Origin of the sequence: Providencia sp. PROV003 (assembly GCF_045040775.1) — a bacterium.
Lineage (GTDB): Bacteria > Pseudomonadota > Gammaproteobacteria > Enterobacterales > Enterobacteriaceae > Providencia > Providencia huashanensis.
This window is the reverse complement of the sequence record NZ_CP096369.1, coordinates 1,713,453-1,731,122: the sequence shown is the minus strand read 5'-3', so window position 1 is coordinate 1,731,122 and position 17,670 is coordinate 1,713,453. Positions and strand designations below refer to the sequence as shown.

Annotated in this window: 11 protein-coding genes; 1 reads left to right on the top strand and 10 read right to left on the bottom strand. The window is 39.4% G+C overall.

Going from position 1 to position 17,670, the window contains the following annotated elements:
• Positions 1-146 precede the first annotated feature (146 nt).
• Positions 147-1,397 (bottom strand): N-acetylmuramoyl-L-alanine amidase AmiC, encoded by a 1,251-nt coding sequence (gene amiC / locus M1F14_RS07925; protein WP_042845973.1) that lies wholly within the window; start codon positions 1,395-1,397, stop codon positions 147-149.
• A gap of 361 nt (positions 1,398-1,758) precedes the next feature.
• Between amiC and argA the strand changes: the two genes are divergently transcribed.
• Positions 1,759-3,102: an amino-acid N-acetyltransferase gene (argA, locus tag M1F14_RS07920; protein WP_071548571.1), complete on the top strand. Its 1,344-nt coding sequence runs from the start codon at positions 1,759-1,761 to the stop codon at positions 3,100-3,102.
• Positions 3,103-3,224: 122 nt separating this feature from the next.
• Here argA and M1F14_RS07915 read toward each other — a convergent pair whose 3' ends face one another.
• The 9 genes from M1F14_RS07915 to M1F14_RS07875 form a co-directional block, all read right to left on the bottom strand.
• The gene (locus tag M1F14_RS07915; protein WP_181468725.1) at positions 3,225-3,794 is read right to left on the bottom strand and encodes a hypothetical protein; all 570 of its coding nucleotides are present in this window, start codon (positions 3,792-3,794) and stop codon (positions 3,225-3,227) included.
• 64 nt (positions 3,795-3,858) lie between these two features.
• Positions 3,859-5,706 carry an exodeoxyribonuclease V subunit alpha gene (recD, locus tag M1F14_RS07910; RefSeq protein ID WP_042845978.1) on the bottom strand — a complete coding sequence of 616 codons (1,848 nt, stop codon included), beginning with the start codon at positions 5,704-5,706 and terminating at the stop codon, positions 3,859-3,861.
• Positions 5,690-9,319 (bottom strand): exodeoxyribonuclease V subunit beta, encoded by a 3,630-nt coding sequence (recB, locus tag M1F14_RS07905; RefSeq protein ID WP_181468726.1) that lies wholly within the window; start codon positions 9,317-9,319, stop codon positions 5,690-5,692. The genes recD and recB overlap by 17 nt, the downstream gene beginning before the upstream one ends.
• Entirely contained in the window at positions 9,316-12,213 is a 2,898-nt protein-coding gene (gene ptrA / locus M1F14_RS07900) for a pitrilysin (RefSeq protein ID WP_181468727.1), read from the bottom strand. The genes recB and ptrA overlap by 4 nt, the downstream gene beginning before the upstream one ends.
• Positions 12,214-12,230: 17 nt before the next feature.
• Positions 12,231-15,605, bottom strand: coding sequence for an exodeoxyribonuclease V subunit gamma (recC, locus tag M1F14_RS07895; RefSeq protein WP_181468728.1), 3,375 nt, complete (start codon positions 15,603-15,605; stop codon positions 12,231-12,233).
• Complete coding sequence (locus M1F14_RS07890) at positions 15,583-15,969, bottom strand: prepilin-type N-terminal cleavage/methylation domain-containing protein (RefSeq protein WP_129466383.1); 387 nt, start codon at positions 15,967-15,969, stop codon at positions 15,583-15,585. Before M1F14_RS07890 ends, recC begins: the two co-directional genes overlap by 23 nt.
• The gene (locus M1F14_RS07885) at positions 15,966-16,409 is read right to left on the bottom strand and encodes a DUF2509 family protein (RefSeq protein ID WP_042845985.1); all 444 of its coding nucleotides are present in this window, start codon (positions 16,407-16,409) and stop codon (positions 15,966-15,968) included. Before M1F14_RS07885 ends, M1F14_RS07890 begins: the two co-directional genes overlap by 4 nt.
• On the bottom strand, positions 16,409-17,026 hold the full coding sequence (locus M1F14_RS07880; RefSeq protein ID WP_048606299.1) for a prepilin peptidase-dependent protein: 618 nt from the start codon (positions 17,024-17,026) through the stop codon (positions 16,409-16,411). Before M1F14_RS07880 ends, M1F14_RS07885 begins: the two co-directional genes overlap by 1 nt.
• On the bottom strand, positions 17,020-17,505 hold the full coding sequence (locus tag M1F14_RS07875) for a prepilin-type N-terminal cleavage/methylation domain-containing protein (protein WP_225833046.1): 486 nt from the start codon (positions 17,503-17,505) through the stop codon (positions 17,020-17,022). Before M1F14_RS07875 ends, M1F14_RS07880 begins: the two co-directional genes overlap by 7 nt.
• Between the last annotated feature and the right edge of the window lie 165 nt (positions 17,506-17,670).

Below are 17,670 nucleotides of genomic sequence, written 5' to 3'. Positions count from 1 at the left end.
TTTCTTAGTTTCTTTCCTTGAATAGCAAATCACCTTTAGTCTTTATCCTGTATAAACCCTTATTTTTTTATTTATGCAAATAAAAAAGGCGACTCACAAATTAGTTCATCACCTTTATATCAACATATACCTAATAGCTCACTCGATTAGTTACGAATAGCTAGCTCTCCACCATTGCGGAAATAGGCTTTAACCCCTTCAAAAATAGATTCAGCCATTTGTTGCTGGAACTTAGCTGTTTTAAGCTTTCGCTCTTCTTCTAAATTACTAATGAATGCGGTTTCAACTAGAATTGATGGTATTTCAGGCGCTTTAAGTACCGCAAACCCGGCTTGGTCAACTTTGTTCTTATGCAATTTATTGACTTTACCCATGAGTTTTAATACTTCATCACCAAACTTCAAACTATCATTGATCGTTGCCGTTTGGACCAAGTCAAGCATTGTATGGTCAAGATATACATCTCCACTCTTACTTACCCCACCAATTAAGTCAGCTTCATTCTGAGTTTGCGCAAGATAGCGAGCCGTATTACTGGTAGCCCCTTTCGTTGATAAAGCAAAGACAGAGGAACCGCGTGCTGAACGATTAGTAAATGCATCAGCATGAATAGAAACAAATAAATCTGCTTGCATCTTTCTTGCTTTCGCAACACGAACCTTCAACGGAATAAAAACGTCTTCATTTCGTGTCATATAAGCCCGCATTTTAGGGTCTTTATCAATTAATGCTTTTAAACGACGTGCGATTTGCAGGACGACATCTTTTTCTCGCGTTTTATATTTCCCTATCGCACCTGGGTCTTCACCACCGTGTCCCGGGTCTATCATAATAATAATCGGGCGATCCCTTCCCGCCTTCCCTGGTTTTTTAGCTTGAGCTGGCATGTTTTCTTCGAGATCACCTTTATTGTAATCCTCAAGTAATGCCAACAGTGGGTCATCATTGGTATCGACACCTTTGCCCGGATAAAAATCAAGCACTAAACGATGTTTAAATTCACCAACAGGCGTTATCGTAAAGAACTGAGGGCTAACTCTATTTTTTACTTCAAAAACTAAACGAACCGTTTGAGGATCAAACTGCCCTACCCGAACCAACTTCAAATACGGGTCACGAGTTTGGATCTGAGTCCCCATCTGTTTAAGCACATTATTTAACTGCACCCCTTCAAGATCGACAACAATGCGCTCAGGGTTATTAAGCACAAACTGGCGATACTTTAACGGGACGCTGGATTCTAGCGTAACTCGGGTATAGCTTGATGCAGGCCAAATACGCACAGCGATGACGCTGCTATTTGCAGAAAAACCGAATGGGCTGACGCTCAGTAACATAACTGCAGCTGCGCCCTGTATAAAACGGCGCTTCGATGGGCTGTGATCTTGATGACTCATCAATAATTCCGAACCTAGAACTGAGAAATAAAGTGATTTAAGAATAACTGCCAATAGCTTGACCAGAAATAAGCACTCTAACTAATCATTTGTGCTCTGTCATTAAGAATATACAAGACATCTATAGAGTTACCACTATAAGCATAACTTAATCATACCTAGAGAAAATGTTTTTGAGTGACTTTCTGTGTCAATTTTAAGCAATTTAATTTCCGTAGAGTATATATAGTTAAATTTAGAGATATGTAAACGTCAAAAATAAAATTGTTACTTTTTTTATACCATCTTTTACTTGATATTCTGCGCCAAAAAGAATAAAAATACATTATTAGCGAATAAAAATTCATTTAAGAGGGTCGTTATGAAAGAGCGCAGTACCGAATTGGTTGATGAGTTTCGCCATTCGGTCCCTTATATAAACGCCCACCGCGGCAAAACTTTTATTATTATGCTTGGTGGTGAAGCAATTGCCCATGAAAATTTCCCTAGTATTGTCAATGACATAGGGTTATTACATAGTTTAGGCATAAGGATTATCGTCGTTTATGGCGCTCGGCCTCAAATCGAAGATATCCTAGCAGAGCATAACTATGACGCTGTTTATCACAAACATACTCGCGTAACTGATGCCAATACACTTGAATATGTCAAACAAGCCTCAGGAGCTTTACAATTAGATATTACAGCTCGGTTATCCATGAGCTTAGGTAACACTCCGTTACAAGGCGCGCATATTAATGTAGTTAGTGGTAATTTTGTTATTGCTCAACCATTAGGTGTCGATGACGGTATTGATTATTGCCATAGTGGTAGGATACGCCGTATTAATGAAGAAGCGATTAATAACCAACTTGATAACGGTTCCATTGTACTCATTGGCCCTGTTGCCGTTTCTGTTACTGGGGAAAGCTTTAATCTCACCTCAGAAGAGATAGCCACCCAACTCGCTGTAAAAATGAAGGCTGAGAAACTTATCGGTTTTTGCTCTTCGCAAGGGGTTGCTGATAAGAACGGTAATATCCTGTCTGAGTTATTCCCAAATGAAGCGGAAAACCTCATTCAACAGCTGGAATCTGAAGGGGATTATTACTCAGGAACTGTACGCTTTTTACGCGGTGCAGCAAAAGCTTGCCGTCGTGGTGTTCGCCGTAGCCACTTATTGAGCTACCAAGAAAATGGGTCTTTAATCCAAGAGCTGTTCTCCCGCGATGGTATTGGTACCCAAATAGTAATGGAAAGTGCAGAGCAAATCCGCCGCGCAAATATTAACGATATTGGGGGCATTTTAGAACTTATTCGCCCACTCGAGCAGCAAGGCATTTTAGTACGGCGTTCACGTGAGCAGCTTGAAATGGAAATCGACAAATTTACCATTATTGAACGTGATAGCTTGGTGATTGCTTGTGCGGCTCTCTACCCATACCCAGAAGAAAAACTTGGAGAAATGGCATGTGTTGCAGTTCACCCTGACTACCGCAGCTCTGCCAGAGGGGAAGAACTACTTAATCGAGTGGCAGCTCAAGCAAAACAATTTGGCTTAGACAAATTGTTTGTATTAACAACACGCAGCATTCATTGGTTCCAAGAACGTGGCTTTACCCCTGCTGAAATTGAAATGCTACCATTGAAGAAACAAGCATTATATAACTACCAGCGGCGTTCTAAGATTTTAATATTAGATTTAAAAACCCAATCAGATAAATAACTATTTCGACACTATTTGAAACCATAGCTGGTTAATTATCCTCTCCCACCCAAATCATATGGATGTATAATTTGGGTGGGCACTTTTACAACTTTAACTCTAGCTAGGAATAAATTACACAGTTAAGCTATTTGTACAACCCTTGCCTTTTGGCATAATGGGATTGTATCTAAATGGGGTTTTAATGCAGCTTCCATTTCAGCAAAAGAAGTGCCGTAAAAGTAAAATGCTGTTTCTGTTGGCCCATCCCAAACACCATGGATACTACCAATATCTTCAACTGCTTCATCAAGTATGTCAAAGACCTCATTGATATCTCCGTTTTCATAAACCTCATCGGCTAATTCTGTTCCATTAAAATAAATTGCCAGCCCTTCATCTGTACCAAAATCAATCCGGACATCTTCACCATGAATAAATAAACGAGAGCCCTTCGGCGCTAACATTGAAGTAAATAGCTGGATAATTAAGCTGATATTTTCGTCACTAGCATCCGCAATAGCGATTTCTATATCGCATTCTTGTGCCTCACCATTATCATCAAGTGACGTACCACCACCAGTAACATGGATATCTTTCCCCATGATTTTCATGACTTCATCAAATGCATCTTCTAAATCTGCACGCCTAATCGGCTCAAGCCTTGCATTTAATGTTAGGGTTATTGCGGTCATTTCTTGCTGGTTATCCATCTTATTACCTTTAATCTATGGTTATAAATTATTTAAATATAACTGTCACTTAAGTATATCTTAGTCACATTAATTGTATCGCCAAACCACTGCGCCGTTTTGTCGGCGTTTCAATTGCTCGACGTAATACTTTTGGGCTCCCATAAAGGGACAATTCTTTTTTTGCTCGGGTTATTGCGGTATAGACGAGTTCACGTGTAATAACAGGTGAATATACCTGCGGTAACACTAATGCGGTATGAGCAAACTCCGAACCTTGTGATTTATGAACCGTCATCACATAAGCGGTTTCATGCTGTGGTAGACGGTTCGGTTGTATTCCACGAATAGTGCCATCTGGAAATTGAAAGTAAGCTCTCAGGCTATTATTTTCATCAGGTAATATGACACCAATATCCCCATTGAATAAACCTAGTGGACTATCGTTGCGGCTAATCATGATTGGCCGGCCAGCATAGTGTTTATTTAATAAATTATAGGGACGGTTTATTAACCCTTGCCGATGTAATAATTTTTCTAATTTATCATTCAGGCCTACTACCCCAAAAGGGCCTTCCCGTAAAGCGGTTAATAAACGATATTGATTAAACTTTTTTAAAACCTGAGCCGGCGTTTTCTTTGATTTTACAGCCAATAAATAATCTTTATAATTTTCAGAGGCATTTAATAAAATTTGTGCATAATCATCTGCCGTTTCTTGCACATAATTATGCACATCAAAACAGCCTTGCTTTAATAACTTTTGAACACCAAGTACATTTCCCGCATTTACAGCAAAAGCAAGTTTCCCAATTCCTGAATCAGCAGAAAAACGGTAGCTTTTGCGCAATAAACACAAACTATCGCGAATTATCGGACCTGTTGTCGAAGAGTATTGATCGATAGAATAACCCGATATTTCAGAAAGCTGAGCCGCTCGTTCAAGGCTGTAGCCATTATCTGCAAACTGGCAAATATCCCCGAGTACAGCCCCTGCTTCAACAGATGCAAGTTGGTCCTTATCACCAAGAAAAATAAGTTTTGCATTTTCAGGCAGCGACTCAAGTAATTTACCCATCATCGGTAAATCGACCATTGATGCCTCATCAACAATTAAAATGTCTAGCGATAATCGGTTATCTCGGTTATAGCGAAATTTTTGGCTTTCAGGCTGAGCACCAAGTAAACGATGAAGTGTTTTCGCTTGATGTGGTAATAACGCCCTCTCATCATCGGTTAAAGGCATATGTTTCATTGCCTCTCCTAAAGATTCGGTTAACCTTGCAGCCGCTTTACCTGTAGGCGCCGCAAGCTCAATTCTGACCCTATACTCATGCTTAGTTTCCAGTTTAATTAATGCAGCGAGGATACGCGCGACCGTTGTTGTTTTCCCTGTTCCCGGCCCCCCAGAAATTATGGAGACTTTACTCGTCACGGCAACAGCAGCTGCAATTTTCTGCCAATCAATCTCATCTGAGATCGGAAATAAATTATCTAAAACCACCTTGATTTGTTGGTTATTTTTATCATCTATTGGGGTGTTAGAAAAATAATGCGCAACATACTGCTCATATTGCCACATTCGTTGAAAATATAAGTAATCTCCCGACAGAACCAACGGGGACGTTTTATTTTCATTTCCTAACGAAACTGCATTTGCTTGCAGCAAAGTTTGATAAACCGTTTGCTCATCTGGCTGCCCCATTTTGTGCCAAAACTCCGCGGCCAGTTCAGGATGCCGACCTGCAAATAACTTTTCAGGCATGATGTCAGATAACGCTAAGCAAACATGCCCTGCCATCGTTTCCGCACTAAGAATAGCAGTAACCATCAGTAGTATTGGGTTTTCATCCTCTGATAGGCTATAGGCAAATTGCACATCAAGTGGAGTAAAAATACGTTCTTCAATTCCCCGATTAAATAGTGCTTTCATTCAGCACCTCCCCTTGTTGCCTACCTTGAAAAAGGAGATCCAATTCCCCAATAAAAGCTTCTAAAGGCCGATAAAAAAAGACCCCATTATGCGAATTTACCTTATCAATCCCTCTTAAGAATAAGTAATACACACCACCAAAATGCGTTTCGTAATCATAATCAGGTAACCTTTGTTTTAAATAGCGGTGTAGTGCCAAGGAATATAATTGATATTGTAAATCATATCGGTGATCGATCATGGCTTCGGCCATTGCTTCTTGAGTATAAAAGCTAGCATCCTCACCCAGGTAATTTGATTTATAATCAAGAAGATAAAATTTGCCACCCCAAAAAAAAGTCAAATCAATAAACCCTTTTAAAATCCCTTGTACCTTTTCAAAATTCAACGGAGGGCAACGCTGAGATAGCGGGTCATATTGATGGGCAATTTTATCAAAATGATTAGCCGTGAGTTCCGATTCTATAGGGATATAAAATTGCATTTCATCTAACTGATCTTGTGGCTGTAATGCAGATAAACATAAGCCATCATCTGCTAACGGAGCCTGAACAATCGCATTTAACCACTCTTGCAACATAGGTGCCCATTGAATACCAAACCCTGCCGCTTCTAATTTTTCAGTTAACCATTCAACCGAAATTGCTTCAGAGAAATCAATCTCTTCCATCAGAGTATGTAAAAAGGTCCCCGGCAATGCCCCTCTAGGGAATTGATGTGGCGTTAAAAATTCAGCCGAATTTTCACCTTCTTGTTGCTCAACATCAACGCTGACTTCAGTATCCATATTTGGTGCTAGTGAATTTGCAAATTGTAGAGCGGATACCGCTTGCCCGTCTTCTGAATGGCTAGAACCATAACTTAGCCCCGAATAGCTGGTAACACGCCAGTGGTCATCAAAATAGCGAGTGACTTCCCTTGCCGCTAAGTTTTCATCATGATTTGACTCAAGAGTTAAACGTTCAAATTCAGGTACATCAATGACAGTAACATTAATTACATCGTTACTGAGTTCATCGAGCATCTCATTTAACAGTTGGCTATCTCCTGCCTGCCCTTTTTGTATGACGTATCCAAGCGCAGATAAATGTAAGTCCGTTTCACCACTTTTCTTTCTATTCCCTTTAATCAGCGGCGCAACCCCCACACTACAGTGATAGATAGCCCGAGTTAAGGCTACGTATAATAAACGCAAATCTTCAGCTAATCGCTCTTCATCAGCCAAGGCCACGGTATCTTCACCATCAGACAAGTCTAGCCTTGTACCGAAATCTGTTCTGTCGTGATATAACCCTTTGGACTGAGGTAAAAAATTACTGGCAAAAGGTAACCAAACAATTTTGTATTCAAGACCTTTAGATTTATGAATTGTACTAATTTGAACCAGATGTTTATCACTTTCAAGGCGCATTTGTTGCGCATCTGATTGATGGTCTGGGTGTGCAATCTGCTGCGCTAACCATCGAGTAAGTGTGTGCTCACCTTCAAGTTGTAGTGACATTTCTTGCAACAGTTCACCAATATGCATTACATCCATCAATCGGCGTTCGCCATCAATTCCAGATAATAATGTTTCAGCGATATGCCTCTGAGCCATCACCATGCGAAGCATTGGGAGTACACCACGTTTTTGCCACACTTGTGCATAACGAGCGAATTCATCTACTAATTGTTCCCACGCTTTCTCATCGTGATTAAGGTCATCTATTTGCTTTGCTGATAAACCTAATATCCCTGTGGCTAATGCACTACGCAAAACGCGTTCTTTTTCAGGGGATAATACCGCCTGCAATAACCACAACAGATCCCTAGCTTCGGGGGTGGAAAATACGCTTTCCCTATTGGATTGAAAAACAGAAGCTATATTCAGTTGATTTAAAGCATCGCGAATTAATACGGCCTCTCGCCGGCTACGTACCAAGACGGTAATATCTGAAGCTGCAACAGGAGTACACTTACCTTTATTATCAAAATAAGTATCCCCTCGCAGCCCACCTAGTAAATACTGAGCTATTTGTGCCGCACATTGTGACGCTATTGCTTGCTCATATTCCGCGACAGAAACCCCCTCAGCACCCAATTGCCAAAAAGTGAGAGCGTTAACTTCATCACCATTATGGACCAATTTTTTCCCACTATTTTGTGGGGCAAAGTTAACTGGTTGAAAAGGTATTTGATCAAATATGAACGGAGATTCGCAATGACTAAAGATATGGTTAACGGCCTCAACCATACTTTGAGATGAACGGTAATTAGTCTCTAATGTGTAGTGAGCACTAACTTCTTTTTTGGCTTCAATATAAGTAAAAATATCTGCACCACGAAAGGCATAAATAGCCTGTTTAGGGTCACCGATAAAAAGTAAGGCGCTGTTTTCAACACCTTGGTAAATCCGTTGAAAAATACGGTATTGTTGTGCATCTGTATCTTGAAACTCATCAATCATTGCCACAGGAAAACGCAGGCTAATAGCATGAGCTAAAAATTTCCCACTCTCTTGGCTAAGAGCACTATCTAAACGAGTTAATAGGTCATCAAACCCCATTTCTCCCCGATTGTGTTTTTCTCGAGTAATAGTTTGCCTAACTTCAGAAATCGCGAGTGGAATAATAAGGTCTTTAAGTGTTAATGATTGAGAAAGTAGGTTGTCTATATGTTGAAAAACAATATGTTCTGGCCCAGAACCGCTTTTAGATTTTTCATGCAATGTAGTTTGCGAAAAACGAACGAGATCCTTTGGTAACTGATAATCCTCAGTAGGCTCTTGCGTCCACTGAGCTATTTTTGTCAACCAAGAAGGTAAGAAACGGGAACTATAACTTCGTTTATCAACATCAGAATCTGTAATCAGCTTTTCGAAATCAGCGGAATGTTCTAGCCAAGATGCTTTAACTGAATCAATTAATGAGATTAACCGCTGGTGTCGTTCCTCTAGTGTTTCTATTTGTTGAGGCTGATTAATAATAACTGGAATATCACCTTGCAAAAAAGGTTTTATCTCTGTTAACAATGACTCAGGGCTGTTCCACAATGACTGAATGACTTTCGTCATCGAATAATTTAACGGATAAAAATGACGACGCCAGAAATCTGCACAAGCTTGCTTTTGAATTGGAAATTCGTCTTGAACCATTGTTTGCTCAAATAACACACCTGATTCAAATGCATTATGAACCAACATTCTTTGGCAAAAACCATGAATAGTGTAGATAGCAGCTTCATCCATTTGCCTTTCTGCCGCCAATAGCCATTCTTGGGCAAATTCCCTTTGTAAACCCTCGGGAAGTTCACTTAATAGTTCAAGATATTCTGGCTGTGATTCAAAACCAACGCCATTTCTTAAACACACTAAGCGCATTTCATGTATCCGCTGACGAATACGACCGCGTAGCTCATTCGTTGCTGCTTCAGTAAAGGTTACAACTAAAATTTCCTCAACACTCAAAGGCCTAGAGAAAGCATTCGCCCCCCCTAAACCTAATAAAAGACGCAGATAAAGTATACCTATTGTGTATGTTTTACCGGTTCCTGCCGATGCTTCAATTAAACGCTGCCCTTGCAACGGTAATGAAAAAACATTCAGTAATTGGGACCCTATCTGCGCGTTATTCACTCAGCATCTTCCTTTATTGGTAAACTCTTTTGTAATTCTGAAGCTGTTGGGTACAGCCGCCAATTTTTCAATTTAGCGTACCCTGCTTTTCCATCAACACCATGCCCTATAACCTGAGAGCTAAGTGCTAACCCTTTGTGTTTGATAACTGCATCTTCATAGTATTTGATTACCTGTTGTTTAGTCGCAGAACCAAGCGTAGCTATTACTTTTTCTCGAGTATCAAAGCTGAAAATATTACGTGAGAAATCGGAAGAATAGCGACCAACCTCCTCATAGAACGTTTGTGGTGGTTGTTTCATTTCAGTAATCATCGATTGTTTATACTGATTAAACTCATCTGTTGGTAATTTTTTCAACCTTTCCAAGGCATTGGTATAAAATTCCTGATAACGAGTATTCAGGTAGTTCGGCGTTTTAGCATTACTTTGCAATAAAAAGCCAATTCCCCACTGATCGCCCAGGCCCGCTTTAAAAGCAAACACGGCATAACCAAGCTGTTCGTTTGTCCTCAGTTGGTCATAAAACCAAGGTTGGATCACCTTCGCGAGAATGCCACCAAAAACAGCGCCATCAATGCGATTATAACCATCTGGAATAAAGATCTCCGCTAATGCATTATCGGAGCTATTCCCTTGTTTATGAAAATCAGCTAAATAGCTTTTATCAATAACAACGATATCCCCACGCCACCAGTTTGTTCCTTCGCTTTTGAGTAGCTGTTGAGCATCTTTAATGGTCTCAATACTTTTTTCTTCCGTGATATTACCGAAAACAAGTGCTTGTAATGCAGCACTCTTAACCAGCATCTCACGATAATCAGTAATTTCTTTAAGCGTAATTTTATCTAATTCAGCAAGACGCTGTTCTTGCTCAAAATATGGTACGCTATTGATGCGCTGCAGGGGCTGCATTGCCAGTTCATAAGCTTTAGCATTGTTAGCAACCGCAATTTGCTCTTTGTACCAAGATTTTGCTTGAGCTAATTCCTGCTCAGTCGGTTCAAAGCTAAGATACAGCTTAGTCATTGACAAAAAGAGTTCAGGTAGGTGTTGCGTATAGCCACTTGCATTTAACTGCAATCCAACGCCCTGAGAAACAGAGACAGACATACCTGCAACAGACGCCTGATATTGCAGTTCATCCATTTTTAATGATGAAATATATTGCAACAAGGCCCCTGTAACTTGTTCTTTAGCATCCTTGTCACCTTGGTTTGAGCGTAATGATAAGGTAATGCTCGCTTTGGGTTCATCTGCAAAATATTGACTTGGCATATATAAAACACGCGTATTCCCATCCTGATAAATAAACTCAGGGTGTTTATAGGCTTTATCTGTTTTTATTAGCGTCAATTTATCCGCAATATATGGGTTTAAAACCGGTAATTTAAAACCCATTTTAGATTCTAAATTAGACCAATGATTAAATTGTTTTTGTGTGATTTTATCAACTTGATAAGGCGCATCAACAAAGTAAGCCTTTTTGTTACTAGGCTCATCCGGGCCAATAAACCAAACTCGTGCATTTTGTGCAGTTAACTCCGATAAGCGTTGTTTAATCGCTTCTGGATCATATTTGTCTGCAATATAGTCTGAATCAAGAACATGTTTAACTGGAACATCAATCATCTGGTCAGAGAGCCATTCAATATAATTCATATCCCTTACAATCGACCCATACTTAAATGACAAATTGAGCACGTTTGCTATTTCGTCAAAGTAATTTTTATTGACCCCCTCTTTCTTGATCAGATCAAGATAGGCAAAAATAGCGGCAATAATTTCGTCTCTGTTCTCTAAGCCTTTATCAGTCAATGTGACATATATGGAAAAAGAACCATAATTTCTATCTGCATTTGGTGAGGCTGATGCACTAATACCCTCAGCAAAGCCTTGTGATATCAACCAGTCCGCTAATGTCCCAGGGCTTCTATTCCCGATCAAGTAACTAATATAGCTATCACTTTTGCTACGAAAGTCTGCCATATTATTTTTGATGCTAAATTCAATTTGTAGCGCTTTTTGTGGTTGTGCGGGGACATAATGAATAATGATGCCCTTTTCTTTATCTGTTACTGCTGGAATATCAAGAACCGGTACGCTCGCATTAAAATTAGGGATACGACCAAATGTGTCTTGGGCAATTTTAGCTAATGATTCAATAGATTGATCACCGTAAAGAACACCATTCATTAAATTTGCAGAATAATAGTGCTTATAAAAGCCCACTAATTCGTCTTGTAATTTACTATTCGCTTTATCTTTTAATGTATCAAGATTCCCCCCAGAAAAGCGTGAATTTGGGTGTTGGGGATTTAATGTTTCCGAGCGCACTTGCCATAGACGCATGCCATCACGAGAACGCGCCATTGTAAGCTCTGCATTGACCGCATTACGTTCTCTATCGGCATTTATAGGGTCTAAAAGTGGTTCTGCTAAAGCATTAGCTAGTCTATCTGTCGCTTCCTGCAATGCCCCATTTTCAACTTCAAAATAATACGCAGTACGGTGAGGTGCGGTACTCGCATTGTGGCTGCCACCATGCTTTTGTAAAAACTCCGAGAAACTACTTGGCTCTGGGTATTTTTTAGACCCCATTAAGACCATGTGCTCTAAATAATGAGCTAGCCCTAACTGGCTATCTGGGTTTTCAATACTACCAACAGGTATCGATACAGCAGCTAGCGATTTCGTTGCTTTGGCATCTGAAACCAACAAGACAGTCATGTCATTGCTTAGTTTTATTGCTTTATATTCCCTAGGATCACTTTCACTCTTATTAATCGTTTCTGGTAGTAATTCCCAGAGTGGTTGCGCTGCTAATGCACTACCACACACCAAGATGGTGAATAATAAGAACAAATGAGCGATTTTTTTGGATAAATGTTGCATCCTATGGTGCTCTCCCGTTATTTCAAGTATTTTGTCATCGGCAATAAGAACCGCTGAGTGTTTAATAAAAGCGATTGGATCATAGCGCTATCAATATTTCTGCATGCTCGCAACACATAATCATCTTCCATCTCACCTTTTTTCATTTGGCTTCCTTGCAAACTTTGAAGCAAAGCCGACAGTGCTTTTTGTTGTGTTTCTTCATTTGAAAAATCATACTGCTTTGTCTTTTTATCAAAACAAGCCGTTATCCAATTCCAACCACTTTGATTTAGAAGGATTAGGGGCGAATCAAAACCCTCACAGTACCCTGTTATTAGGTCTTGTAGATACCCCAAGGCATCCTCTTTGCTAATAGATGAAAATTGCCAAATACTATTATCCCTACCTAGTGATAGGCTGTCCCCTTCACCAATTTGCGAGTTAAATAATAAATGCTCAATCCATAACTGGACCCCATCATTAGCGGTTAAGTAAGCTGGTCGATAGCGTAATAAACCTGTCTCGTGAACATTTTTAAGTACCCCAGTAATTTTTACCCTATTTATTTCAAAATCAATAGGGTAGTCAAAAAGTTGCCTGTCATATTCTTTAACCTTTTCAGCTAATGGTAAAATCTCAGTTAACTGCTGCTCCCAAAAAAGCTGGCCAAATTGCTTAGCCGGTAACTGACCTGAAGCTTTCAAAGCGAAATAAAATGGATCTGGGCTTTCATCTTTGACAAGCAAATCTAAAATTTGATCATTAATTTTATAACGTTGTAACCGACCAAGGGTAAATGGCTCTTCTTCTGGCAACTCTGTTTCTTCAATTGAAAAATGCACTTTTAACCGTTGTTGGAAAAACGCCCGAATTGGGTGACGATAAAATCGTAACAATTGTTCGAGAGAAATATCCGTAATAGATTCTCGAGTTTCAAGTACAGAGCAAAATGGTTCATCAACTCTATTGGCTGTTTTTGCTGCGAGTAACCACTCACTAGCAAAGCTTTGGTAAGGTGTTTTAGGGAGGAAATTTTCTTTTGCGAATGGTACTCTATTATGTTGAATAACTAACCTTTGATTTAAACGCTTAGCACTTTCATCGATGGTAAGCGACTCATCGCCTACCAAACAAAAACTTTGGCAAATATAATCAAGCAATTCCGTCACTAATACTGATGGATTACAAGGTTGATTATCACGAATAGATAGCCCTATATAACTAATATAGAGTTGTTTAGCTGCTGAGTTCAATGCCTCTAAAAATAGATAACGGTCATCGTCCCTCCGTTTTCTATCCCCTCGGACTGATTTTTCAGCCATTAAATCAAAGCCTAGCGGTGGAATATTTCTAGGATAAGCACCATCATTCATGCCTAATAAGCAAACAACTTTAAATGGGACTGAGCGCATTGGCATCAAAGTACAAAAGTTAACCGAACCTGCTAAAAAACGCTGGCTTATCTTCTCGTCATCAAAACGCACTGAGAGTTCATCACGGATTAAACGAAGTGGAATGAGCTTGTCGTATCCTGATGTTATCGCATTATCAATAATTTGATGCCATTGTTCTGTTAATAACGTTAATACCAACTCAGTTTCGCTATCAACCATAAAACAGCTATCCAGTAATGGCTGACAAAGCTCCTTCCATTCACTCAGTGCACGTTCTTGCTCTAATAAGGTTCGCCATTCCCTTAATGTATTTATTAATAATGCGAGTTTGCCAGCAAGTTGCGCGGCTAATCCACTACATTCATCATATGGTAAAATACCATTCCAAGGACCATTTCGGCTATCCATTGCATAACCAAGCAACATCCTGCTTAAGCCAAATTCCCAAGTATTCTGGCCAATAACAGGGAGAGCAAAAGAGCGTACATTATCATCATCAAGCCCCCAGCGGATCCCCGATTCATTAACCCATCGACGCAATAAACTTAACTCGCCTTCATCGATCCCAAATCGGCGGGAAAAAGAGGAGACTTCAAGCAAAGAAAGCACCTGTTCCGTCGAAAAACGGCTTTGAGGTAAATCGAGTAGCGTAATAAATGCTTGTAAGATTGGGTGAGCTTGTAGTGCTTTTCTATCTGAAATTGAAAATGGAATATAGCGAGAGGATGCCGTATTACCAAAAACAGCCTGAATATAAGGTGCGTAGCTATCGATATCCGCAACCATCACAATAATATCACGCGGAGTTAATGTCGGATCTTGCTCAAAAAGTGCTAATAACCGGTCTTGTAATACTTCAACTTCCCGCTGCGCACTATGGCACGAATGAAATGTTATAGATTCATCCAGCTCACTTATTGGACGTTTGCCTGAACTCGTTTCATAACTTTCTAATGTTGTTCCTAGCTGTGCATGATTTTCCAGATCTAAGATATCTTGCTGTATATTTTCTAATAAATTTGCACGCTTTGTATCTACATACGCAGAAATTTCATTGGCGTTATCAAGTTGGGCAATAAAATATAAATTGTCTCTACCAAGTTTCCCCCACGACGCTAACAATGGGTTAGCAATATTTTGCTCACCATTTTCATTAAATAAGGTCGGGCTATGTTCTTCGGCCTTAAACCGAGAAATTTCATGTTTATCAAGATAATGACGTAGCTTACGCTGTTGTAACTTAGCTAAAAATGATGCACTTTGAATATCCCCCCAATAATAGCGGCAGGGGTTATTAAACATTAAATGAACGTCCGTATGTTCTGCAATAGCATTAAGAGCCTGCAAATACGTAGGTGGAAGTGATGAAATGCCACAAATAAAAATACGTTTTGGTAGCATTTTTCCTAAATCAGGCACTTCTAACAGCTTATTAATGAAGCTTTGGTATAAATTTGCCCTGTGCCAAGGCGGTTGCTTTAATTCGTTTGAATAATCAACAAGGCATTGCCACAAGCGCTTTTGCCATAATTGATTCGAGCTTAACCCTTCAATCTCTTCATTTTGCTGCCATTTTTCAATCCATTGAGGACGATAAACTAAATACTGGTCAAATAAATCAGCAATTCTCCCTGCAAGCTGATGCAGCTTGCGTTTGTCTGTATCTTGCTGAAGATAATGCCTTAAAGGTTCAAAATCTTCTTCATCAATCACGGTTGGCAATATTGTCATCAATTTCCATGTCATTGCTTGTTTCGTATATGCACTTTCTTTAGGAATATCAGGGAGTACCCGCCTAAACATGTCCCAAATAAATGTTGCTGGCAATGGATAATTAATATTTGCAGCAATGCCAAATTGCTTTGCTAACTCGATTTGTAGCCACTGAGACATACCAGGGCTTTGCACCAAAATAATTTCTTGCTCAAAAGGGTGAGGAAGTGGTTCATTTTTCATTAAATGAGCAATTAACTCTTTTAATAAATCTAATTGATTAGAATGATAAACCTGAAACATGATGCTCTCCTATTGAGCAGTACCAGCGGCTTAACGAAAATCGCTGCCTTGAAATTAGTAGTGAAGCCATCGACTCTGTACAATATTTAACAGGGTGCGTAAGAGTTTGCTCTATTTTCCATTCAGGGTAACGTAAAACCGCCCCAATGGAAGAGATTTCCTCAGAATAGGTTTCATCACCGACTGCCCCCTGCTTTTCTAATCGACTATGCAAGACCCTTACCGCCGTTGAATCTTTATATAATTGATTAAAATTCAATACGATATATTGCGTATAGTTTAGCAAAGCTATTAATAAGATAGCAAAAACTGCGGTTGCAATGATTGATTGTATTAATGCAAAGCCTTGCTGTTCTATTTTCACTGGCAAAACCCTTTTTTTGTCACAGGGCAATAGTCTAACCAGCCCTTCGAACGCGGTATAACTTGCTGCTTATTAACATCCAATATAACCCAACGATAAACTTTTATTTCTAAACCAAACTGATAATCACTTTGCCCCGATAAAATAAAATTTGAACCTTTGTAATGTTTTAGGCAAGTTTTCCATTTCCGGTTTGTATTTTGCTGGCAAAACCAAGTTTTATAGTTACGTGAATGGATATCCCACAATAGTGTAGCTCCCCAAGCAAGTGCCGATTCTGCTCGATTAAACCCGCTAAAATACCGAACTTCTTTGCGCCATTCTTCGAAAGCCCGCTCTTGGTAAAAATGCAGTGATTTAATGAGTATCAACCCCATGGTCATTAGCACAACCACCATCACTAAAGCGACACTCCCATTTTGCTGCTTTATTAGCCCCATTATAGATTCCTAAGAAATACAGCAAACTGGTAATTAAATACTTGATTAGGTAACAACCGAGTTTCTACTGCTAAAAACACTTCTAATATTCGCTTGTTTTTCAACAAATTGAACGATAGCCGTTTGACCTTAACAACATTAGGGTCGAACAATGATTGCCAACGAGTTCCATCACAGTTTCTAACATTTCGGTTAGATTCTAATTTCTCACCATTAAAACGATAGCTAAAATAATCAGTCTCTGTCTTTTTTGATTTAATATTTTCCCACTGCCCAGACAGGTCTTGGTCATAAGCAAAAATTATGCACGAGTTATTAATTTTACTCAGGAACTTAGCACTAATTTTTATTGGCTCACCAGTACAATGAGCACTGCTACAGTAACCAATACGCCTGAAGTCTTTTTCCATATTCAGCAAGACCTGCCTAACTTCTCTATCAAGTTGATATTGGAAATAAGCGCGATAAGTTTGCTTAAAAATGGCGGGGATACTATTCATAGCAGCAACACATACAAAGCTACTTATTACTATTGCTATTAACATTTCAATTAATGTAAAACCACCTTGGTTTTTATCTGGTGTTTTATTTCCATCAATGCTAGCCCTGTTTAACATTTGGGTAACCCAACAATATTTTTCTTACTGCAAGCCCTAATCCGCCCTAAGGCCGAAATATAAATAGAAATATCAGTATCTTTATTTCTTAATTCGAAGCTAAACGCGCGGCTTGTACCTTGCTTGCCATATAAATCGACTGAGTGACGACTAGCCCTAATAAGTTCAATTCCTTGATACTTATCCGCTGTTATTTTCCCTATTTCTTGGCGGGTATTCGCATCCTTTACAGATATCCCCCAGCCCTCCTTACCAATCTTGATTGATAACAACTGATGCCTATTTAAGTAAACACCTTCCATCATATGACTATAAATAAACTCAGATAGTTGCCTTGCAGCATCAATTAACCGTTGCTTTTCTAGATGCTGTTTCCACTGATGCATACCAGATAAAGTTGTTAAAGAACAAATAAATAACACTGAGAGGATTTCAATTAAAGTGAACCCATGTTGGGTATGACTTTGCTTCTGTTTCATCGCCTTTTCTTCCATGTTTTATACACAAAGTGGATATTGGCGAAAAAAAACTATATAGCGAGTTAGGTTGATCCATCTTGCGTAGAGCTTCGCAACCTCATATGGAATTCACACAATGTTTAGCCATGTTTGCGAAGCTTTTCGCAAAAAAGTAGTCATGTAGAA